The sequence below is a fragment of the Ascidiaceihabitans donghaensis genome, assembly GCF_900302465.1.
Classification (GTDB): domain Bacteria; phylum Pseudomonadota; class Alphaproteobacteria; order Rhodobacterales; family Rhodobacteraceae; genus Ascidiaceihabitans; species Ascidiaceihabitans donghaensis.
Genome location: NZ_OMOR01000001.1, coordinates 2165097 through 2186842 on the forward strand (window position 1 = coordinate 2165097; position 21746 = coordinate 2186842).

24 protein-coding genes are annotated in these 21746 nt (G+C 56.4%); 7 read left to right on the top strand and 17 right to left on the bottom strand.

Annotated elements, in window-relative coordinates; genetic code table 11:
* Positions 1–39 precede the first annotated feature (39 nt).
* From ASD8599_RS10760 to ASD8599_RS10780, 5 genes are all read right to left on the bottom strand, one after another.
* Entirely contained in the window at positions 40–1236 is a 1197-nt protein-coding gene (locus tag ASD8599_RS10760) for an acetyl-CoA C-acyltransferase (RefSeq protein ID WP_108828534.1), read from the bottom strand.
* An 89-nt stretch (positions 1237–1325) separates the two neighbouring features.
* On the bottom strand, positions 1326–2243 hold the full coding sequence (locus ASD8599_RS10765) for an SDR family NAD(P)-dependent oxidoreductase (protein WP_108828535.1): 918 nt from the start codon (positions 2241–2243) through the stop codon (positions 1326–1328).
* A 3-nt stretch (positions 2244–2246) separates the two neighbouring features.
* Positions 2247–3071, bottom strand: a complete 825-nt coding sequence (locus ASD8599_RS10770; protein WP_108828536.1) for an SDR family NAD(P)-dependent oxidoreductase — start codon at positions 3069–3071, stop codon at positions 2247–2249.
* 12 nt (positions 3072–3083) lie between these two features.
* Positions 3084–4199: an acyl-CoA dehydrogenase family protein gene (locus ASD8599_RS10775; protein ID WP_181364467.1), complete on the bottom strand. Its 1116-nt coding sequence runs from the start codon at positions 4197–4199 to the stop codon at positions 3084–3086.
* 6 nt (positions 4200–4205) lie between these two features.
* The gene (locus tag ASD8599_RS10780) at positions 4206–5369 is read right to left on the bottom strand and encodes an acyl-CoA dehydrogenase family protein (protein ID WP_108828537.1); all 1164 of its coding nucleotides are present in this window, start codon (positions 5367–5369) and stop codon (positions 4206–4208) included.
* Between the two features lie 163 nt (positions 5370–5532).
* Here ASD8599_RS10780 and ASD8599_RS10785 point away from each other — a divergent pair, with 163 nt between their 5' ends.
* A complete protein-coding gene (locus ASD8599_RS10785) occupies positions 5533–6525 on the top strand; it encodes an NADPH:quinone oxidoreductase family protein (protein WP_108828538.1) in 993 nt (330 codons plus the stop codon).
* 5 nt (positions 6526–6530) lie between these two features.
* Here ASD8599_RS10785 and ASD8599_RS10790 read toward each other — a convergent pair whose 3' ends face one another.
* Positions 6531–7193, bottom strand: coding sequence for a histidine phosphatase family protein (locus ASD8599_RS10790; RefSeq protein WP_108828539.1), 663 nt, complete (start codon positions 7191–7193; stop codon positions 6531–6533).
* Between the two features lie 44 nt (positions 7194–7237).
* Here ASD8599_RS10790 and ASD8599_RS10795 point away from each other — a divergent pair, with 44 nt between their 5' ends.
* From ASD8599_RS10795 to ASD8599_RS10810, 4 genes are all read left to right on the top strand, one after another.
* The gene (locus tag ASD8599_RS10795; RefSeq protein ID WP_108828540.1) at positions 7238–8248 is read left to right on the top strand and encodes an NADP-dependent oxidoreductase; all 1011 of its coding nucleotides are present in this window, start codon (positions 7238–7240) and stop codon (positions 8246–8248) included.
* Positions 8249–8250: 2 nt separating this feature from the next.
* Positions 8251–8721, top strand: coding sequence for a MaoC family dehydratase (locus ASD8599_RS10800; protein ID WP_108828541.1), 471 nt, complete (start codon positions 8251–8253; stop codon positions 8719–8721).
* 89 nt (positions 8722–8810) lie between these two features.
* Positions 8811–9254, top strand: coding sequence for a type II 3-dehydroquinate dehydratase (aroQ, locus tag ASD8599_RS10805; RefSeq protein ID WP_108828542.1), 444 nt, complete (start codon positions 8811–8813; stop codon positions 9252–9254).
* On the top strand, positions 9251–10021 hold the full coding sequence (locus ASD8599_RS10810) for a LuxR family transcriptional regulator (RefSeq protein WP_108828543.1): 771 nt from the start codon (positions 9251–9253) through the stop codon (positions 10019–10021). Before aroQ ends, ASD8599_RS10810 begins: the two co-directional genes overlap by 4 nt.
* Before the next feature lie 86 nt (positions 10022–10107).
* Here ASD8599_RS10810 and ASD8599_RS10815 read toward each other — a convergent pair whose 3' ends face one another.
* From ASD8599_RS10815 to rpsB, 5 genes are all read right to left on the bottom strand, one after another.
* Positions 10108–10305, bottom strand: a complete 198-nt coding sequence (locus ASD8599_RS10815) for a CsbD family protein (RefSeq protein ID WP_108828544.1) — start codon at positions 10303–10305, stop codon at positions 10108–10110.
* Between the two features lie 160 nt (positions 10306–10465).
* Entirely contained in the window at positions 10466–11296 is an 831-nt protein-coding gene (locus ASD8599_RS10820) for a class II aldolase/adducin family protein (RefSeq protein ID WP_108828545.1), read from the bottom strand.
* 414 nt (positions 11297–11710) lie between these two features.
* Positions 11711–12589 carry a DMT family transporter gene (locus tag ASD8599_RS10825; protein WP_245926005.1) on the bottom strand — a complete coding sequence of 293 codons (879 nt, stop codon included), beginning with the start codon at positions 12587–12589 and terminating at the stop codon, positions 11711–11713.
* A gap of 71 nt (positions 12590–12660) precedes the next feature.
* Entirely contained in the window at positions 12661–13536 is an 876-nt protein-coding gene (gene tsf / locus ASD8599_RS10830; protein ID WP_108828546.1) for a translation elongation factor Ts, read from the bottom strand.
* Positions 13537–13608: 72 nt separating this feature from the next.
* Positions 13609–14394 (bottom strand): 30S ribosomal protein S2, encoded by a 786-nt coding sequence (gene rpsB, locus ASD8599_RS10835; RefSeq protein WP_108828547.1) that lies wholly within the window; start codon positions 14392–14394, stop codon positions 13609–13611.
* A gap of 451 nt (positions 14395–14845) precedes the next feature.
* On the opposite strand from rpsB, the gene ASD8599_RS10840 reads away from it, so the two are divergent.
* The gene (locus tag ASD8599_RS10840; protein WP_108828548.1) at positions 14846–15730 is read left to right on the top strand and encodes an adenylate/guanylate cyclase domain-containing protein; all 885 of its coding nucleotides are present in this window, start codon (positions 14846–14848) and stop codon (positions 15728–15730) included.
* Here ASD8599_RS10840 and olsA read toward each other — a convergent pair.
* From olsA to ASD8599_RS10855, 3 genes are all read right to left on the bottom strand, one after another.
* The gene (gene olsA / locus ASD8599_RS10845; RefSeq protein ID WP_108828549.1) at positions 15706–16566 is read right to left on the bottom strand and encodes a lyso-ornithine lipid O-acyltransferase; all 861 of its coding nucleotides are present in this window, start codon (positions 16564–16566) and stop codon (positions 15706–15708) included. The genes ASD8599_RS10840 and olsA overlap by 25 nt on opposite strands.
* Positions 16563–17333 carry an L-ornithine N(alpha)-acyltransferase gene (gene olsB / locus ASD8599_RS10850; RefSeq protein ID WP_245926006.1) on the bottom strand — a complete coding sequence of 257 codons (771 nt, stop codon included), beginning with the start codon at positions 17331–17333 and terminating at the stop codon, positions 16563–16565. The genes olsA and olsB overlap by 4 nt, the downstream gene beginning before the upstream one ends.
* A gap of 97 nt (positions 17334–17430) precedes the next feature.
* On the bottom strand, positions 17431–17619 hold the full coding sequence (locus tag ASD8599_RS10855; RefSeq protein ID WP_108828551.1) for a DUF3553 domain-containing protein: 189 nt from the start codon (positions 17617–17619) through the stop codon (positions 17431–17433).
* Positions 17620–17660: 41 nt separating this feature from the next.
* Between ASD8599_RS10855 and ASD8599_RS10860 the strand changes: the two genes are divergently transcribed.
* Positions 17661–18263 (top strand): histidine phosphotransferase family protein, encoded by a 603-nt coding sequence (locus tag ASD8599_RS10860; protein ID WP_108828552.1) that lies wholly within the window; start codon positions 17661–17663, stop codon positions 18261–18263.
* Between the two features lie 11 nt (positions 18264–18274).
* Here the strand turns inward: ASD8599_RS10860 and ASD8599_RS10865 are convergent, their stop codons facing one another.
* From ASD8599_RS10865 to obgE, 3 genes are all read right to left on the bottom strand, one after another.
* Complete coding sequence (locus ASD8599_RS10865) at positions 18275–19540, bottom strand: glutamate-5-semialdehyde dehydrogenase (RefSeq protein ID WP_108828553.1); 1266 nt, start codon at positions 19538–19540, stop codon at positions 18275–18277.
* Between the two features lie 67 nt (positions 19541–19607).
* Positions 19608–20714 carry a glutamate 5-kinase gene (proB, locus tag ASD8599_RS10870; protein WP_108828554.1) on the bottom strand — a complete coding sequence of 369 codons (1107 nt, stop codon included), beginning with the start codon at positions 20712–20714 and terminating at the stop codon, positions 19608–19610.
* Entirely contained in the window at positions 20702–21736 is a 1035-nt protein-coding gene (gene obgE, locus ASD8599_RS10875; protein WP_108828555.1) for a GTPase ObgE, read from the bottom strand. Before obgE ends, proB begins: the two co-directional genes overlap by 13 nt.
* Between the last annotated feature and the right edge of the window lie 10 nt (positions 21737–21746).

Consider the following 21746-nt stretch of genomic DNA (forward strand, 5'->3'; position numbering starts at 1 on the left):
GCGGGCACCAAACCCGCCTCTTTTGTTGGTAAACAACGGCTACAGGACTTCGAAGAGACCCGCACCGCCCATACCGCCGCCAATACACATGGTGCAGACCACATATTTCGCACCGCGGCGTTTACCTTCTATCAGTGCATGACCAACCATACGCGCACCAGACATGCCGTAAGGGTGACCGATGGAAATGGCGCCACCGTTGACGTTCAGGATCTCGTTTGGAATGCCCAAGACGTCACGGGACGCGATGACTTGGCTGGCGAAGGCCTCGTTCAGCTCCCAAAGACCGATGTCATCCATTTTCAACCCATGCGCTTCCAGCAGCTTTGGCACAGCATAGATTGGGCCGATGCCCATCTCGTCAGGCTCACAACCGGCCGCCATAACGCCCACGTAACGACCCAACGGTTGCAGGCCCTTTTTCTCGGCAACAGAGGCTTCCATGACCACCGCGGCAGAGGCGCCATCGCTGAGCTGAGAGGCGTTGCCCGCGGTGATGAATTTGCCTTCGGCCAAGTTCATGCCGTCTTTGAACACAGGCTTTAGCCCCGCAAGGCTTTCTGCAGTTGTGCCCGGACGGTTGCCTTCGTCCTTATCCAGCGTGACTTCATGTGACGTGATTTCTTTGGTTTCGCGGTTTTGCACCATCATGGTTGTGGTCATGGCAACGATTTCATCATCCAAGCGGCCTGCTTCTTGCGCCTGATGTGTGCGCTCTTGCGATTCAGCGGCGTATTCGTCTTGTGCTTCGCGGCTGACGTTGTAGCGTTCTGCCACGTTTTCAGCGGTTTCCAGCATCGTCATGTAGATTTCCGGCTTGTTCGCTTTCAGCCACTTGTCCGCGCCCACGCGCATTTCCGGTGTTTGCACCATGGAAATGCTTTCGACACCGCCGCCAATCACAACATCCATACCGTCGGTGATAACCTGCTTGGCCGCTGTTGCAATCGCCATCATGCCAGAGGCGCATTGACGGTCCAGAGACATGCCAGCCACAGTGACGGGCAGACCTGCACGAATGGCGGCCTGACGTGCGATGTTGCCGCCGGAATGGCCCTGTTGCAATGCCGCGCCGATGACGCAATCGCTGATTTCGGAGCCTTCGATGCCGGCACGCGCCACGGCGTGTTCAATCGCATGTGCTGCAAGCTGTTGCGGCGTGGTGGCGTTGAAAGCGCCCCGGTAGGCTTTGCCGATGGGGGTACGGGCGGTGGATACGATAACTGCGTCACGCATAGGTTTGGTTCCTTATGGTTTGGTTTGGACCGGGGGCGCTGCCCCCAGACCCCCGAGGTTTATCGGGCGAGATGAAGATAGATCTGGGATTACCAGTCGAGTTTGATGCCTTTGGCCTCTGCGGCGCGTTTGGCGTATTTGCGGGTTTGGGAAAACGCGTCTTGCAGTTCTTCCTGATCTGTTGGGTCGGTGATCTTGCTCCATTGGGCCGCAACGGCTTCAGGCGTGATGTCCCCTTCAATCAGTTGCCCTTGCGTTTCGTATATGCGCGTTTGGGCAAAGACCCCTGCCCCAGCGCTGAGGATGGTTTTGGATGGCGCGTCTTGGCTCACAAGGTAGAGCAGGCCTGGCGTGATCGTTTCCGGTTGCAGCACTTCCAATGCCTCTGGCGGCAGCAATTGTTCTGTCATGCGGGTGGCGGCCGTTGGGGCGAGCGTGTTGACGCGAATGTCATCGCGCCCGCCTTCGTGGTGTAATACATTCATCAGACCCGCCATCGCCGCTTTGGCAGCACCATAGTTTGATTGTCCGAAATTGCCGTAAAGCCCCGACGCGGAAGATGTCAGCACAATCCTGCCATATTTTTGTTCCCGCATAATGGGCCAAACCGCATGGCAACAATTGGCGCTGCCCAGCAGATGCACATCCACAACTTTGCGAAAGTCACCCATGCTCATCTTGGCGAATGTTTTGTCCAAAAGGATGCCGGCGTTGTTGACCAGAATATCGATCCGCCCCCATCGCTTCATCGTTTGGCCGATCATATCATTGACCTGACCTTGGTCCGTGACATCCGCGCCATGCACAAACGCCTCGCCGCCCATCGCCTCAATTTCGGCTACGACACCCCGCGCTGCATCCGAGGATTTGCCTTTTCCATCGGTCGAAACGCCCAGATCGTTGACCACGACCTTGGCACCCCGCGCCGCAAGTCCAAGCGCGTGGCTGCGCCCAAGGCCAACACCCGCACCTGTCACAATCGCCACCTGGTCGTCGAAACGTATCATTCTTTAACCCTCCAAGGCCGATCCGAACAGATTTGGGCCGCTCATCACTTGTATACCGCCTGAGACGGGCAAGATGGCCCCTGTCAAGAAGCTGCCCCCTTTGCCACACAAAAACTGCATACATCCTGCGATGTCTTCGTCGCGCCCCACACGCCCCAAAGGCACGTCTTGGCCGACCTTTTCACGCATACCTTCATCTGCTGTCGCAAAGGCCGTCATACGGCTGACGAATGGGCCCGGGGCAAGCGCGTTCACAGTGACGTGGTGCCCTGCAAGTTCCTTGGCCATGATGCGGGTGATCTGGTGTACGGCCGCCTTGGACGCCGCATAGCTGTAGGCCCCATCCCCCAAAGGCGCGTCCCCCATGACCGAGCCCACATTGACCACACGCGCCGGATCATCAGGGCTGGCGGATTTGATCAGGATCGGCAGCAAGCTCTGCGTAAGATGGAATAGCCCCGCGTTGTTGACGCCCTGCACTTTTGCCCAAGCTTCAAACGGGAACTGGCCCAGCGGTGCGCCCCAAGTGATGCCCGCGTTGTTCATCAGAATGTTGAGCGTGTCAGTGCGTTTGGTGATCTCTTCAACCATCGCCGCGACACCGTCCGCGCTACTTACATCCCCACCAAAGCCTGTGACTTTGCCCGCCACACCGCTGTCGTTGATGTCTTGCGCGACGGCTTCGCAGGCGTCCGCTTTGCGCGACGCGATAAATACATGTGCGCCCGCTTGCGCCAACCCCGTGGCTGCCATGCGCCCGATGCCTGTGGCGCCGCCGGTGACCAAAGCCACCTTACCTTCCAATGAAAACAGATCGTTAGGTGTCATAATTCAAGTCCCTTAAAACCCGCGGGCTGCTGCCACGCGTTCCGCATGATAGCCGTAGTCGCCAAGCCATTCCGCAGCGACGCGGGCCCGCTTCATATAAAAGCCCATATCAAATGCATCCGTCATCCCGATGCCACCGTGCATCTGCACCCCTTCGATTACGGCCAGTTTCGCCGTGTCAGTGGCGCGCGCCTTGGCCAAAGACACCGCCATTGTGGCATTGTCGATGTCCTCGTCCAACACACGCCCTGCGTTGCGCACAGCCGAAGCCGTTACTTCGGTTTCGCACCACAAATGTGCGGCGCGATGTTGCAGTGCTTGAAAGCGCCCGATTTCGATGCCGAACTGTTTACGTTCCTTCAGATACCCCACCGTCATGCCAAAAGCACCCGCGGCAAGCCCCGCCATTTCTGCGGCAAGGGCTGCCTGTCCCGCATTAAGTGCAGGCTGCAAGACTGTCATCGCATCCCCCACTGTGCCGACAACATCATCGCCCGTCGCTTCAACATCGGCAAAATCAACAGCAGCCGCATCGCGTGCATCGATCATTGCGTTGGCCGTGCGTGTGATACCGTCGCGATCAGCGGGCAAATCAAACAGGGTCAACCCTGCCTCGGCGCGCGCCAAAACCAAAACACGGTCTGCGTTGGCGCCATCGACCACAAAACCTTTGGAACCGGTCAATTTGAAGCCATTGCCATCAGCCACAGCTTGCAACGCGGTCGCGTCAGGATCGTGTTTGTGCCCTTCGTCAATCGCCAAAGCATAAATGACTTTACCTTCAGCGATCTGACCCAAAGCTGCCTTTGAGCGGTCCGTTGCCACTTGCCGCAAGGCTGTGGCCGCAATCACGGCCGTGGATAGAAAAGGCGATGTGACAAGCGTCTTGCCCATTTCCTCAGCCAAAATACCAGCTGCCGCATGCCCCATATCAGAGCCGCCTGCGTCCTCGGGTACCAGCACGCCTGTCCAGCCCATTGCCGCCATTTCGCCCCACAGTTTTGCATCATGGGTTTCGCCTGCATCGCGCAACCCGCGCAGATGCGACACCGGCGCCGCCCCATCAAGGAAGCCGCGGGCGGCGTCCTGCAACATGGTTTCATCTTCTGACATCATCAAAGTGGTCATGTGTTCTTACCCCGGAAGCCCAAGAATGCGGCGTGAAATGATCGACAACATCACTTCTGATGTGCCGCCTTCGATGGAATTGGCCTTTGTGCGCAACCAGTCAGCAGCTAACCCGGCGTGGGTGCCTTCCCATTCCAGTGCATCTGCACCACCGGCAGACATCAGCAACTCGTGGCGGCGTTTATTCAATTCCGTGCCCTCATATTTCAGCATGGCCGACGCGTCACCGACACCACCGCCTGCTTCGGCCTGATCCTTGTAGCGCTCCAACGTCAGGCCAATGGCCAGTTGGTCGACTTCACATTGCAGGGCTTCAGCGCGCGTGGTCGCATCCATGCCACCGTCGTGTTCGGCCAAAACGGCCCCCAAAGACCGCGTCCCAAGCAGACCTGCACCCCCGCCAGAAATCATCTCGCGTTCGTGGGTCAACAAGTGCTTTGCCACGTCCCAGCCGCGATGTTCAGTGCCCACCACATTGGATTTGGGCACCCGCACGTCATCGAAGAATGTTTCACAGAACGGAGACGATCCAGAGATCAAGCGAATTGGTTTCGTCGACACTCCGGCTGTGTCCATGTCGATCAAAAGGAAGGAAATCCCAAGATGCTTTTTCGCATCCGGATCGGTACGCACAAGCGCAAAAATACAGTCGGCTTTGTCCGCATAGGATGTCCAGACCTTTTGTCCATTTACAACATAATGGTCACCATCACTAACGGCTTTTGTCTGAACGCTTGCCAAATCCGAACCTGCGCCCGGTTCTGAATAGCCTTGACACCAGCGCACTTCGCCGCGTGCAATTGGCGGCAGATACTGCAATTTTTGCTCATGCGACCCGAAGGCCAGCAAGGCAGGCCCAAGCATCCAAATGCCAAAGCTTTGCAACGGCCAGCGCGCCCCGATGGCGTCCAGTTCTTCTTGCAAAACCTTATCGTGGGCACGGTCCAATCCGGCACCACCGTATTCCACGGGCCATGTGGGCACGGTCCACCCCTTGGCGGCCATCACCTCAAGCCACGTCTTTTGCGCGTCTGACGTGAACTGCCAGTTGCGCCCACCCCAGCAAATCGTTTCCTCGTCGCGGACACCATCGCGCATTTCGGTGGGGCAATTCGCCTCCAACCACGCGCGGGTTTCAGTGCGGAAAGCACCCAAATCTGTATCGGTCATGTTTGTCCTCCCAGACAGGTGGCGCTGCGGGTTATGCCGTTACGTTCCACCCTGCAAAATCGTATTTCGCATTTACTGGTCCAAGTGTTGCAGCCAAACTTACCCCTGACAAGATGTCTGGCAGCTATGCCGTTACGTCAAAACTTTTAGGGGAGAGATTACAATGAAAGCCATGTTGAGCACTGTTGCCGGAGGGCCCGAGGCACTTGAGCTGACTGAACTGCCAGACCCCACCCCCGCCAAAGGCGAGGTCCGCATCGCAGTCAAGGCGGCTGGCGTGAACTTTCCCGACACTTTGATCATTCGCGATCTTTACCAGATGAAACCACCACGTCCCTTTGCACCGGGCGGCGAAGTGGCAGGCGTAGTTGATGCGGTTGGTGAAGGGGTCAAAGGCCTGAAAGAAGGTGACAAAGTGATCGCCATGACCGGCTTTGGCGGGTTTGCCACGCATCTGTGTGTCGCGGAGGCACGGTGTTTGCCGATGCCAGACGGTATGCCGTTTGAAGATGCAGCCTGCCTTGTTCTGACCTACGGCACGTCGCACCACGCATTGAAAGACCGCGCTGCGATCAAGGAAGGCGAAACATTGTTGATCCTTGGCGCCGCTGGCGGTGTCGGCGCCGCAGCGATCGAGCTGGGCAAAGCCGCCGGTGCACGTGTAATCGCGGCCGTATCCTCCGAGGACAAAGCGGCGTTTTGTAAGGAACTGGGCGCGGACGAGACCTTGATTTATCCCGGCGACATGGACCGCGCAGCCCAAAAAGAGTTCTCAAACCAGATCAAATCCCTGACCGGCGGCAAAGGTGTTGATGTGGCCTATGATGCGGTTGGCGGTGATTACGCAGAACCGGTTGTGCGCGCCATGGCATGGGCAGGCCGTTTCCTTGTGGTTGGCTTCCCCGCAGGCATTCCAAGCATCCCCTTGAACCTGACGTTGCTGAAATCCTGCCAGATCGTTGGTGTCTTCTGGGGGGCGTCCACAATGGTGGACCCCAAAGGCCATATGGAAAATATGACCGAACTGTTTTTGATGTACAGCAAGGGACAAATCAAACCCCGTGTGACCCAGACATTCACTTTAGAAGATGCCGGTAAGGCATTGGAATACATATCGGATCGGAAAGTCTTGGGCAAAGTCGCGCTGACCCTTTGAAACCGCTACAGCCCTTCAAGATGGCTGATGTCGTTGAACCCGCGCACAGCCATCTGATCGCCAGTAATGACCAACCGGCTTATCGACCCGTTTGCCGCGCCCCCGAAGGTAAACGGGCCGCACCCTGTGGCGATAGACATCGCAGCTGCGATCACGCCGCCGTGCACAAAGACCGCCACACGTTCGTCCGCATGGGCCGCTGCAACACGGGCCAATCCGCGTTTGACCCGTCCATGGAACTGCGCCGTGGTTTCCGCCCCGGGAATTTCGCCCCATTCGCCTGTTTCGCGCATGCGATCAAAAGCAGGATCACCCTGCGCGGCTTTGATGCGGTACAATCCCCCATCCCAATCGCCCAAATGCACTTCATGCAGGTCGGGATCTTCAACAGATTGCATCCCCAGATGTCCCAGCAGCGGCGCTGCGGTTTGATGCGTCCGCTGCAGCTTGGTCACGTAAATGCAGGCAAAGGTGCTATTTTTCAGTCTTTCCCCGACCGCAACGGCTTGTCGTTCCCCTTGGGGGTGCAGCACCGGGTTGCCATGTCCGTCTTTCATCGGAAAATCCACGCCTGCCTTGGCGGGCATGCTTTCGCCGTGCCTGATCAACATGATGTCAGCCGCCCCTTTGGGGGGGTGATAGACTGGCTGCCTGTATTCCTGCGTCATCTCAACACTCCTTTTTCCAAGAAACCTAACAAGGAAATCCCAACATGACCAACCGTCAAATTATTGTTTCACAGCTGCCGCAAGGCACATTGACCGAAGACCATTTCGCACTTCAGGATGCCGAAATGCCTGTAGCGGGCGAAGGCGAAGTGTTGCTGCGCACGATCCTGATGTCCATTGACGCGGCCAACCGGTCTTGGATGCAAGGCGCCACGTACCGCGACGCTGTGAAAGCGGGCGACGTTATGGCCACCTATTCAATTTGCGAAGTCATGGCATCCAACAGCCCGAAAATCGCGATTGGGGACATTGTGGCCGCCGAAAGCGTGTGGGCTGATTATGTCACGCGCCCCGCACGCGCGGTGCAAAAATTGCCAAAGGTCGACACGTTGTCCAACCTGATTTCGGTCTATGGCATCGCGGGCAAAACAGCATTTCACGGGTTGGTTAGCGTCGGCAATCCCATGGCAGGCGAAACGGTTGTTGTGTCAGCGGCTGCCGGATCGGTCGGAGGCTACGTCGGGCAGATCGCCAAAGCGCTTGGCTGTCACGTGGTTGGCATCGCAGGCGGACCCGAGAAATGCAAATGGGTGGTTGATGAGCTTGGGTTCGACGCCTGTGTGGATTACCGCGAAAAAGGATTGTTCAAAGCTCTGCGTGCCGCCTGCCCAAACGGGATCGACGTCTATTTCGACAACGTTGGCGGACCTGTGTTGGAAACAACTGTGGCACTGATGAACGAACGGGGCCGCATTGCCTGCTGCGGCGCCATCAGCCAATACGACAGCGCCAACCCCACCGGGCCACGCAACCTGCCCGGCGCCTTGGTGGTCAAGCGTCTGCGCATGGAAGGCTTCATCGTGATGGACTTTGCCAAAGACGACAACAAGGCCATCCGCGCGCTGCAAACCTGGGTGGCAAACGGCCAGATCAAAGTCACCGAAGATATCGTTGAGGGGCTTGAAAACGCTCCCAAGGCGCTGATCGGGCTTTTGGCAGGCGACAACAAAGGCAAACGCATGGTCCGCGTCGGTGCCGATCCAAAGGGAGAATGATCATGACACATATTGAAACCGCAAAAGCAGCAATGGAGGCGCAAATCGGCACAGAGGTCGGCGTCTCAAACTGGATCACCGTTGATCAGGCCATGATCGACGATTTTGCCAAAACCACACATGACGACCAGTGGATACATATCGATCCCGAACGCGCCAAAGCCGAAACCCCGTTCGGGGGCGCAATCGCACATGGGTTTTTGACCCTGAGCCTTGCGTCGCGGTTTGCCTACGATTGCTTTGACATGGCCGAAGGACAGGTGATGGGCATCAACTACGGTTTCAACAAACTGCGTTTTCTGAAGCCGGTGACAGCAGGAAGCCGTTTGCGGGGGCGCTTTGTTCTGACGTCGGTCACTCAACGCAACGCGACAGACCTGTTGCGCGAAAATGCGCTTACCATCGAAATCGAAGGGTCCGACACACCCGCTTTGGTTGCCGATTGGCTGGGACTGGCGGTGTTTGAGGCGTAACGCGTTTGCAGACACAACGCATACACTAGACATACGCCCCCCGACCCAGCTAACACAGATGGGACGCACTCACGCCGGAACACATCGTTATGACCGCACTCTTGATCCTGAACGGACCAAACCTGAACCTGTTGGGCACACGCCAGCCAGAGGTCTACGGCAGCACGACACTGGCCGACATCGAGGCCACGTGCCGGGCACATGCAAAAGCACTGAACCTTGACATAGGCTTCATGCAATCCAACCACGAAGGCGCATTGGTCGACGAAATCCATGCAGCCAAGGGGGTGTTTGGCGGTTTGATTTTGAACGCGGGTGCCTACACACACACATCGATTGCGTTGATGGACGCCATCGCCAGCGTGGAATTGCCGTGCATCGAATTGCATCTCAGCAATGTGCATGCCCGCGAAGAGTTCCGGCACACAAGTTACATTGCAAAAGTGGCCCTTGGGGTGATCTGCGGCTTTGGCGCGAATGGATACCCCCTGGCCATAGCAGCTATGCACACCCATTTGCAGGCCACATCATGACCAGCGCCGACATGCGAAGCTACCTGCATTTCCTGTCCAACTGTCAAAGTATGCAGGAATTGTGGACGGCCCATACCGAACGCATGGCCGACTACGGGTTCGATCGGCTGATCTACGGGTTCACGCGTTACCGATCAGGGACCTCCCTTGGCGACCCTGAGGATTTTATAATCCTCACCAACCACGACAAAGACTACACCGACACGTTTTTGGGCGAACAGCATTATGCCAATGCGCCAATGGTCAATTGGGCGTTGACCCATGAAGGTGCCAGCAGCTGGGGCATTCTGGCTGCTGAAAATCGCCTGAAAGACCTGACCCCTGCCGAAATGCGTGTGTTAGATTTCAACCTGTCGATGGGGGTTACGGCGGGCTACACCATCAGTTTCAAATCCATCTCGGCCCGATCAAAAGGTGCAATCGCTTTGACCGCGCGACGCGGTCTGTCGCAGCAAGACATTGACGCCGTATGGAAAAATCATGGCCGTGATATCCACCTGATGAACAATATTGCACATCTGAAAATTCTGACGCTGCCCTATTCCGGCCCCAATCGGAACCTGACAAAGCGCCAACGCGAAGCGCTTGAATGGGTCGGTGACGGCAAAACAATGCAAGATATCGCACTTTTGATGGGGCTTACCTCAGCAACTGTGGAAAAACATCTGCGGTTGGCACGGGAAAATCTGGCGGTTGAGACGACAGCACAGGCTGTGTTGAAAGCCGCGTTTGCCAACCAGATGTTTATTCTGGAAGCAGAAGTTTAGGGTCAGGACCCGAGGCAAAGACGTCCCCTCAAAACGCAAAAAGAGCCGCCCGAAGGCAGCCCTTTTCGATGGTCGTGTCCTGCGTCTTAGTGGGACGCAAGGAAGCTGTCCACTTCCTCTTTTGCCTGTTCTTTGGTCTTGCCGTATTTCGCTTGCAGCTTGCCTTCCAGCGCCTCGCGGTCACCATTGACTTCGGCGATTTCGTCGTCGGTCAGTTCGCCCCACTTGGCTTTGACAGAGCCGGACATTTCTTTCCATTTACCTTCGATTTGATCCCAATTCATAGTGATCTCCATTCTCGATTTCCAGTGTCGCGGATCGTGCATGTGCAATCATCCGCGTCTCATGGAAACAACACGGGACGTCCCGAAAGGTTCCAAACAATTTGGGCGCCCGAAGGCGCCCACTTTAAAAAGGCATGTTTGCGATCGGGGTTTTTGCCCGCTAATGATCATGACCGGGATTGGTGCGTTTCAGTTTGCGCATCAATCCGGGCCAAACAAGATTGTCACCAGAGCCCGGCGTAAAGGCCGCAGCCGCCTGTCCGCCCACGGTGTCAGCCATGGCTGGCGGTTCTTCGATCAGCTTGTCTTCGGATCCCACGCTTTGCGCAAAAATTTGCGTTTTGCAGGCGTTTTCAAGGAAATACATGCGCAAGAACGCAATCGCACAGTTCGGCCCGACCGTCAGGGTGCCGTGGTTGCGCAACATCAGCAGGTTCTTGTCGCCCATGTCCTGCACGATGCGTTCCCGTTCGCTTAAATCCAGCGCAATGCCTTCATAGTCATGATAGGCCAAGTCATTGTTCACAATCATGGAAAACTGGGTGTACCGACGCAACCCGTCTTTTTGCACCGACACGGCCACACCGTAAGGCGTGTGCACATGGATCACACACCCTGCGTCCATCCGTGCCATGTGGATCGCAGAATGGATGGTAAACCCTGCCGGATTGATAAAGTACGGCGTGTCCTGACAAATGGTGCCTTCGGTGTCGATCTTCACCAGACAAGACGCGGTCATTTCGTCAAACATCACCCCGTAAGGGTTAATCAAAAACCGCTCTTCGCCGTCTTCGTCTGGCAACCTTGCAGAAATATGCGTGAACACCAGATCGGTCCAACCATGCATGGCGCAAAAGCGGTAGGTGGCTGCCAGTTCAACCCGCGCCTGCCATTCGGCGTCAGACACATGTCCTTTAAGTGACTGAATTTCCATAGGGTCAGGGATGTCGAACCCTTTTCCCAAACCTGTTTGTGGGGCTTCATCTTTCATCGTTGTCTCCTCCGCTTTGCACTTAGGATAGGTGCAACACACGAACCTGCATAGTCCCACAGACCTAACGTCATCAGATCACACACCTATAAGTTGGTAAGGATTCCCTGACTTTCCTTAATCACGGCTAAGTACCATTCTAAAAGCGTTCCTTGAGTGGAGGCTTTGGCCTGAGGGACGCTGGGGAAGACGCTTGCAATTACAAGTTAATCTACCTCGCCCGGTAAATCCCGGACCCCGGCCCAGATGTGCGTAATGTATGCATCTGGGTCGATTTATTGCACATGTCCCGCGTCTCATCCCCGTGGCTTTGGACGTGCAAAAACGGGGCAAGGACGGTGGGGTTGTGTGAGTGCGACCCCGCCGTTTTTCCTTTGTGTGTCGCGGTTCGCGCAGCCGTTGGCCACCAGATGACTACGCCGCCGATTTGCTGGCGCCGCGCATCAAAATGAAAAGCCCGGACAAAACAATCAGACCTGATCCAACAACCATGTTGGCCGTAATCGTTTCGCCAAACCAGAACACTGCGGCGCCGATCCCGAACAACAACCGCGTGTAGCGAAACGGGGTGACAGCCGCAACTTCACCTGTGCGCATGGCTTTCATCAGGCACGCATATGCCAGAACACCAGCCCCGACTGCGCCCGTCATGGTCCACGCAACCACGGGGGAAAGCGCCACCGCACCGCGCCCTTCCCACAGGAAATAAAGCCCCCCCGCCACGGCAACAGCCATGAACCCGTAGACCCCCAACACCGACGTGCTTAGGGACGCAGGGGCGGCCCGTGACGCCAGATCGCGCCCCGCAAACCCCAAAAGGCCAACCACAGCCAAAAGGGAGGCCCATGTGAAACTGTCAGCACTGGGGTTCAAGATCACCAACACCCCCAACAGCCCCACAAAAATAGCAGTCCACCGCCGCCATCCTACCGTTTCGCCCATAAACAAAGCCGCAAAGGCAATGACGACCAATGGCGTCGCTTGTAAAATGACTGTTGCGGAAGACAGGGACGCATAGGCCAAGGCAAGCACGTAAAACAATCGGCCGGTGATTTCAAAGCACACCCGCACCAACATGGGCGGAGATACCACAGCTTTGGAAAACAACGGATCTTTGAGGCGAAAGGCATTCAACGCAAACACCAGCGCCCCGCCCAACCCGAAAAGGACCAAAACCTGCGCCACTGGCAAAGTTTTCGTGGCCGCTTTTACAAAGCTGTCCTCGACGGCAAAACCTGCCATCGCAGCAATCATCCAAAGACTGCCAACAAGATTGTCACGGTTGGTTTTCATAATCCACCTGCAGAAATAAAAAAGGCGCCTCAGTGATTGAGACGCCTTTTCAATACGTTATCAGATGAAGCTCACCCTTGAGCAGCTTTCGCAACTTCAGCTGCGAAGTCTTCTTTGACAACTTCGATGCCTTCGCCAACTTCAAGACGTACAAACCCTGTGATGGTCGCACCCGCTTCTTTGGCAGCGGCTTCCACTGTCAAATCGGGGTTCACCACGAAGGATTGGTTCAAAAGTGTCACTTCAGCCATGTATTTCTTCATGCGGCCAACGATCATTTTTTCGATCACAGCTTCCGGCTTGCCGGATTCGCGTGCGATGTCCATCTGAACGGTTTTCTCTTTTTCGACAACTGCCGGGTCAAGGTCCGCTTCAGACAAAGACGCAGGGTTCACAGCGGCGATGTGCATCGCAACCTGTTTGCCAAACGCTTCGTCGCCGCCGTCCATAGCAACCAAAACACCGATTTTGCCCATGCCGGGTGCCGCCGCGTTGTGAACATAAGACACCACTGTGCTGCCTTCTTGCACGGCCATGCGACGCACGGACATGTTTTCGCCGATCACAGCAACCGCGTCTGTCACGGTCTGCTCAACGGATTTGCCGTCCATGTCAGCCGCTTTCAGCGCGTCGATATCGGATGTGTTGATCGCAACGTCTGCAATGCCTGCAACCATCTTCTGGAAGTCCGCGTTTTTGCCAACGAAGTCGGTTTCAGAATTCACTTCAACCGCAACGCCTTTGCCGCCTTCAACTTTGACGGCCACAAGACCTTCAGCTGCTGTACGACCGGATTTTTTCGCCGCTTTGGCCAAACCTTTGGTGCGCAGCCAATCAACCGCTGCTTCCATGTCGCCATCGTTCTCGGTCAACGCTTTTTTCGCGTCCATCATGCCTGCGCCGGTGCTGTCGCGCAGTTCTTTTACCATTGCTGCTGTAATAGCCATCAATGTTCTCCTGATAAGAGGTGTGAGTGAAGCGGACCCCTGCCCGCTTCATGTGTCATCCGTATGAAAGCCTTAGCTTTCGGCAGGCGCTTCCGCTGCAGCTTCTTCAGCTACGGCTTCTTCGACAGGTGCTTCTTCCATTGCGCCCAGATCAACGCCAGCGGCGCCCAATTGAGCGGACATGCCGTCAAGTGCCGCACGTGCTGCAAGGTCTGTGTACAAAGCGATGGCGCGTGCCGCGTCGTCGTTGCCTGGAATGATGTAGTCGATGCCATCAGGAGAGCAGTTGGTGTCGACAACAGCCACAACCGGGATACCCAGTTTGTTGGCTTCCGCGATGGCCAATGCCTCTTTTTTCACGTCGATCACAAAGATCAGGTCGGGACGACCGCCCATTTCGCGAATGCCGCCCAAAGACGCTTGCAATTTGCCCTGGTCACGTTCCATGCCCAGACGTTCTTTTTTGGTGAAGCCCTCAAAGCCCATCTCGGATTGCTCGTCGATGTTTTTCAGACGCTGGATGGACTTGGACACGGTTTGCCAGTTGGTCAATGTGCCGCCCAACCAGCGGTGGTTCATGTAGTACTGTGCGCATTTTTCGGCTGCATCAGCGATAGGCTGTGCCGCTTGACGTTTTGTGCCCACAAACAACACGCTGCCGCCTTTGGCGACTGTGTTGCGGATCACTTCCAGCGCTTGGTCCAGCATGGGCACTGTTTGTGTCAGGTCCATGATGTGAATGCCGTTGCGTGCGCCGTAAATATACGTGCCCATACGCGGGTTCCAGCGCTGTGTTTGGTGACCAAAGTGTACGCCTGCTTCAAGCAATTGGCGCATGGTGAACTCAGGAAGAGCCATGTTGTCTTTACCTTTCCGGTTTTCGCCTCGTCGGGGGAAGATGCGATTGCATCAACCGGTGGACGTTGGGGGATGTCTGTCCCAAGGCCCGATAACCCCGACTGCGGGTTTAAGTGCCGCGCGTATAAGCGGGATTTGCCTGCACGGCAAGGCGTTATTGCGGGATTTAGAGCGCCATAGGCCAGATCCCGTGCGAATCGCCAACCAAAACAACGCGCTATGGTTGTGGCGCCGGCCGAAAATTCGAATTTGCCCCATCATGGATCAGCATTTGTATATGGTCAAAAACACCTCAAGCGTCAAAAGGTACGGAAAACCCTGTGTCGTAGCCCTTGTTTGCCCCGGTCTTGTGCCTTGGCGAAAACCTGCATGACGCGTATAGTTGATGCATTGGTTTTAATGACTTTAGGGCGCGTATTTTGCGCTGCAACTGTGAAGGATTGCTTGAGCAATGAGTGTGGATCGCGCAATTTTGCTGTGTGACGTGTCAGGCAGCACCCCGCTTTATGAACAACATGGTGATGAACGCGCCAGTAAGATGGTCCACGATTGTGTCGAGGGCATGCTGGAAATCGCCAACCGCCGCGGCGGCGAATTTGTCCGCACCAAAGGCGATGATGTGCTGTGCCTGTTCGAAAACGCGGATCGTGCATTGATCGCGGCCAAAGAAATTCTGGACTACGGCACCGCAGGCTCTGTGTCTGTCCATGGTGGCTTGCACTACGGCACTGTTTTGTGGCGTGGCACCGAATTGTTTGGGGGGGCTGTCAATGTGGCCGCCCGATTGTCTGGCCGGTCCAAAGACAACGAAGTTTTGTTAAGCGGCACATTTGTCGAAAAGATCGCACCCAGTCAGGCCTCTGAGTTGCGCCCCATGGGGGAAATGACTTTAAAAGGCACCGAAGTGCCAACAGAGATCTACGCCCTTCTGGCACCAGACGAAGACGGCATGACCCGCCTTGTCGCACAACCCGAGATGCTGAACCTGAAACGCCGCGCCACAGAAACAGGTGCCGTTGTGACATTGCGATTTGATGGCAAAACGCACACCCTGCACGAAGGCGAAGAGATCAAAATCGGGCGATCCCCTGAATGCACCATTGTCATCGCAGAGCCGTGGATTTCACGGGTGCATGCCACAATGACAGTGCGCGGTGGTCTGGTGGAATTTACGGACCGTTCTGCGGGGGGGTGTTCGTTGACCTTCGGATCAACGGTCGATTTTTTCATCCGCCGTCAAACCGTAGCGCTTACAGGTGAAGGCAGTATCGAAATGGCGGGCGCCGCTGTTGGCACCGCCCTGCCGCGAGTTCACTTCGACATCACTGCGGCCTGATCTTCGATCGCGCGGTGTTTGCGGTGGTGCACCGATCGCACTTCGGCCTCGCAGAACGCAGCCAGCGCTTTGCGCCCCCCATGATCCCAGACCTTGGTGGGCGGATGATAGGTGATTTCCACCGAACCTTGCTGCTTTTGCGCCAAAGTCATCAACAGATGCGTACCAAACGACATATCACCCCACCAACCATAGAACCGCGGGTCTTCGCCCGGCGGCGCATGAAACACAGCCGAGATGCATTGGATGTAGGTCTGGTCCGGCAGGCCAGGTGCCAGAAAGGCTTCGAACAACGTCGGTTTGAAAGGCAACACCCGCAGCCCGTCCGTGCTGGTGCCTTCAGGGAAAAACAGCATGCGGTGCCCTGCCTTCAGCCGTCGCGTCAGCATCGCGGTTTGCTTGTCCGCATGCGCACGGTCGCGCACAACAAACATTGTGCCCGTGACACGCGCCAGAACACCGATGCCCGGCCAATTGGCGACTTCGTCTTTGGAAACAAAAAACACCTGTTGTTCGGCGTTAAGCACCAAAATGTCCAACCAGCTGGTGTGGTTTGACACCACCGCCCCTGCCTGCGTCATGGGCTGCCCGTGTTGCGTGATTTTGATGCCAAGCACAAACAATGAAGTGCGGCACACAAATTGCACAATATAAGGGGTCAACGGACGACGACGGCCATAAAACGCGCGTTCCGGCAAGCGCAGGACAAGCAGGGCCAACAACGACACAAGGATTACCGCGATGATAACGATACCGCGCCGCACCACACGCAGCTTGTCCGCCATGCCAAAGGTCTTTGGCTCGGGCTCTTGCCCGTCGCTCCAGCTGACGGTCATGATGCGGGTCCTTTGACGTCTGTGCGCGCATACAGACGCGCGTGCTTTGCGTTGATTTTGCTCGTGTCCATCATCATAAAAACATCCGTCGTGTTAAACTGCCGGTCAATATACGCGCCTTCCCCGACGACGCCACCCAAACGCAAATAGGCTTTGATCAACGCAGGCATATCAACCATAGCCGCACGTCTGTCCAACGCAGGTTCAGGCACCAGATTCATCGTTTGAAAGGCGTCTGCCTGCGCCCGCACACGTAGTTTTTGTGGTGCCAAATGGCGGTGGTGCAGCAAAGACAAAGGCGCCGCAAGACGGGCGAGATCAGTGCCATGGAAACTGGCCACACCAAACAGAATGTCAATACGATGACGTGCAATGTAGTCCGCCAGTGCGCCCCACAGGTGGATCATCGCGGCACCACCGCGGTGGTCGGGGTGCAAGCAGGATCGGCCCAGTTCCAGCACCTTTTGGTCTGATCGCAACAGCGGGGCCAGATCGTATTCGGCCTGCGAATAAAACTGACCGGCGCTGCGGGCTTGATCACGTGACATCAAGCGGTACACCCCCACGACCGTCCCCAAAGCATCGTCAAACAGCAAAAGATGGTCTGATACCGCGTCAAAGCGGTCTTTTTCCAGTTTGTTGTCATGATCGACCATTGGGCCTGTGCCGCCCAGCTCTGACACGAACACGTCATACCGCAATCTCTGCGCCAAGCGCAGGTCATTGGGGGTTTCAGCAAATGCTGCGCGAAACTTAGGGATGTGCACTTGCGAATCTCGCGTATAAGTAGAATATGAGATAGTTCACAACCTGAATTAATTAGGATAAACTTGTAGACCACACGTCCCGTTAACCTTTCGGAAACTATGTTGATCCATCAAATACGGGAACCAGCGGCACTCTGGAACTGTCGATCGTGATTTTACCTTGATGGCGAAAATTCACAGTCACACGGCCCGAGATGTTGCTTTGAACCTGCCCGGTGCCCCAATCACTATGATCAGGGTGCCTGACCAACATACCCGGAGCCAGAATGGCATTTAGATCTTCCATATCCCTTCATCGCCTCCCACAGCTTCGCATTGGAACATCCAATGGGGCATAACACAGTCAACCTTGCCGCTTTGATCGGCAGCCGCATTTGCCATGATCTCATATCGCCAATCGGGGCAATCAACAATGGGTTGGAATTGTTGGGCATGACGGGGGCTGCTGCCAATGAAGGCCCCGAGCTGGATTTGATCACGGAAAGCGTCGACAACGCCAGCGCACGCATCCGGTTTTTCCGTGTGGCTTATGGCGCATCGAGTGATCAGGAAATAGGGCGCTCTGAAATCGTTTCTGTCTTGAATGATGTGATGCGCAGCAGCCGCTTGAAAGTGGCTTGGGGGCCATTGGATGCGCAGCCGCGCAGCATGGTACGTCTGGCATTTCTGGCCATTCAATGCGCTGAGACAGCCATGCCTTACGGTGGACGTTTGGAAGTCACATGCACCGACGGCAAATGGATGATCCACGGCAAAGCCGACAAGCTGAACATCGATACGGCCCTGTGGCGTATTCTGGACGGCGCTGACGCAGAAGACAGTTTGGCCCCTGCGCATGTACAGTTCGCATTGCTTCCTGCTGTGGCGCAGGACGAAAACCGCACACCGGCCACATCAATCGGCGATCAGGACATCAAGATCAGCTTCTGACGCCTATGCCATCACGCGCGTGTTGTTCCATCCCCGACCACCAGATATTTAAAACTGGTCAATTGGGCTGCCCCCACTGGGCCGCGCGCGTGCATCTTGCCTGTTGCGATACCGATTTCGGCCCCCATGCCGAATTCGCCACCATCGGCAAATTGGGTCGACGCATTGTGCATCAAAATCGCGCTGTCGAGACGCTGCATAAACCTGTCCGCAACGTTTTGGTCTTCGGTAAGAACGCAATCGGTGTGGTTTGATCCATACTGGCGGATGTGGGCAATCGCTTCATCGACGCTGCCAACGGTTTTAGCAGCGATTATCATATCCAGATACTCTGTGCCCCAGTCCGTTTCATCGGCAGGCACAGTACCCGCGATCTTGGCCAGATTGGCGCCCGCGCGCACTTCTACGCCTGCATCGACCAACGCTTTCACAATGCCCTGCCCGATTGTGTCGGCCACAGCCTCATGGATCAACAAACACTCCGCAGCACCGCAAATACCTGTACGCCGCGTTTTGGCGTTCAACACCACGTTTAGTACTTTTGCGGGATCGGCGTGTTGATCCACGTAGATATGCACAATGCCCTCCAGATGGGCAAAAACCGGCACGCGGGCTTCTTTTTGCACCAGTCCCACCAATCCCTTCCCACCTCGGGGCACAATCACGTCAATGGTGTTGGTCATGGTCAGCATTTCTTGCACGGCGGCGCGGTCGCGTGTGGGCACAAGCTGGATTGACGCTTCGGGCAGGTTCGCGTCCTTCAACCCCTGAACCAGACACGCATGAATGGCGCGTGAGGAATTGAAGCCTTCTGACCCGCCGCGCAAAATCACCGCATTTCCGGCTTTAAGACACAGCGCCCCGGCATCCGCTGTCACGTTGGGACGGCTTTCGTAAATCACGCCAATCACGCCCAAAGGTGTGCGCACCCGCTTGATATTCAGCCCCGTGGGTTGTGTCCATTCGGCAATGACTTCGCCCACCGGATCGGCCTGCTCTGCGATGTTGCGCAGCCCGTCGACGATGGATTGGATGCGGTCCTCGTCCAGCATCAACCGGTCCATCATCGCATCCGACAGCCCCTTTTCCTTACCATATGCAAGGTCTTTGGCGTTTTCAGAAATGATATGTGCCCGCGCATTCCAAACGTTGTCTGCGGCAGAAATCAATGCAGCATGTTTACGTTCCGCGCTGGCTGATGCCAATTCGCCAGCCGCCGCTTTCGCATCTGCGCCAAGTCGCGCCATGAGAGTTTTGATATCTTGAGTGTCAGTCATGTGTTTGGTCCTGTTGCCGGCTTGGGGAGCCTCCGGCGGAGGTTTATTTGGCGAGATGAAGATGGGATCACAGTGCCATATCGTCGCGATGTATGAGTGCTGCCCGTCCCGGATAGCCGAGCAGAGTTTCGATTTCGGCGCTTTTATGGCCCTGTATAACATTGGTTTCTTCAGCTGTGTATCGGGTCAACCCCAGGCCAAGCTGATGCCCGTTCGCGTCGTGGATGGCCACGGCGTCACCGCGTTTGAAACGTCCTGTACTGCCTTGTACGCCGGCGGGCAGAAGGCTGTTGCCGCGTTTCAGGGCCGTCACTGCACCGGCGTCCAAGATGACGCTGCCTTTGGGCTTCATCGCGCCAATCCAGCGTTTGCGTGCCGTTTGCGGATCCAGTGTCGCAGTGAACCACGTGCAGTTCGCCCCATTTTCCAACGCTGTCAACGGACGCCGTGCAGAGCCTTCGCAAATCACCATTGCGCAGCCCGCCGCCGTTGCCGTTTTGGCCGCCATAACCTTGGTTTTCATACCACCCTTAGACAGCCCGGATCCGGCATCGCCCGCCATGGCTTCGATGTCGGCTGTGATATGATCAATTGTGTCGTAGCGCACAGCGGTCGGGTCATCGGCAGGGTTCGCCGAATAGAACCCGTCCACATCCGACAGCAGTACAAGTTGGTCTGCCCCTATTGTCGCGGCAATTTGTGCCGCCAAACGATCGTTGTCGCCAAAGCGGATTTCGTCGGTTGCCACGGTGTCGTTTTCATTCACGATGGGCACTGCACCAAAGCCAATCAACTGTTCGAATGTGGCGCGCGAATTCAAGTATCGGCGTCTGTCGCTGGTGTCTTCGAGCGTCATCAGCACTTGAGCCGCGGTGATGCCGAAAGGTGCCAGTGCTTCTTCATAGGCGCGTGCCAACCGGATTTGGCCCACCGCTGCTGCCGCTTGTGATTGTTCCAGCGGCAGGTCAGTCTTTGGCAATCCCAAAACCCCGCGCCCCAAAGCGATAGACCCCGAGGACACCAACACAACCTGCGTGCCACTTTCGCTTAACCACGCGACGTCCTGCGCCAACCCCTGCAACCAGTCATGGCGCAAATCGCCGCTGATTTTATCGACCAGCAGGGCTGATCCAATTTTGACAACCAGCCGTTTGGCGGATGTTACGGACGCCAAGGCTCTGCCTCCTCCGCGGGACGATGCCGCAAGCGATCGTCGTCAATTTCACCGCGCAGGGCACGCAACACGTCGGTCACCCCCTCGCGCGCCACCCCGGACATCATCATCACAGGACCACCGGAGGCCGCTTCCAGAATGGCTTTGGCTTCGGCGCGTTCGTCATCATCCAATGCGTCGATCTTGTTTAGCACCGTGATGCGTGGTTTGTCCGCCAGTTCGCCGCCATAGGCCTCAAGTTCGTTGATGATCGTGGAATAGTCCTGCCCGATGGATTCAGACGTGCCGTCAATCAGATGCAACAGCACAGCGCAGCGTTCCACGTGCCCCAAGAACAAATCCCCCAGCCCGCGCCCCTCGGACGCGCCTTCGATCAGGCCCGGAATATCGGCAACCACGAATTCAGTGTTATCCACCCCAACGACCCCAAGATTGGGGTGCAAGGTGGTGAACGGATAATCCGCAATCTTCGGGCGTGCGTTGGATGTCGCTGCCAAAAAGGTCGACTTGCCAGCATTGGGAAGCCCCAACAAGCCCACATCCGCAATCAGCTTCAGGCGCAACCATAACGTACGTTCCACCCCGTCCTGGCCCGGATTGGCCCGACGTGGCGCTTGGTTGGTGGCGGATTTAAAGTGCAAGTTGCCAAACCCACCATTGCCGCCCTTGGCCAATTGGACACGTTGCCCAAGTTCCGTCAGATCGGCAATCACGGTTTCCTGATCTTCGTCCAGAATTTCAGTCCCCACAGGCAGGCGCAGGATAATATCGTCACCATCAGCGCCCGTGCGCTGGCGTCCCATACCGGGGATGCCGTTCTTGGCGAAAAAGTGCTGTTGATAGCGGAAATCGATCAGCGTGTTCAGACCATCCACAGCTTCGGCCCAGACCGAGCCGCCTGTCCCACCGTCGCCACCGTCAGGGCCACCGTATTCGATGTATTTTTCACGTCGGAAGCTGACGCAACCGCCACCTCCGGCACCGGAGCGGATGTATACTTTGCACAGATCAAGAAATTTCATGGATGCGTCC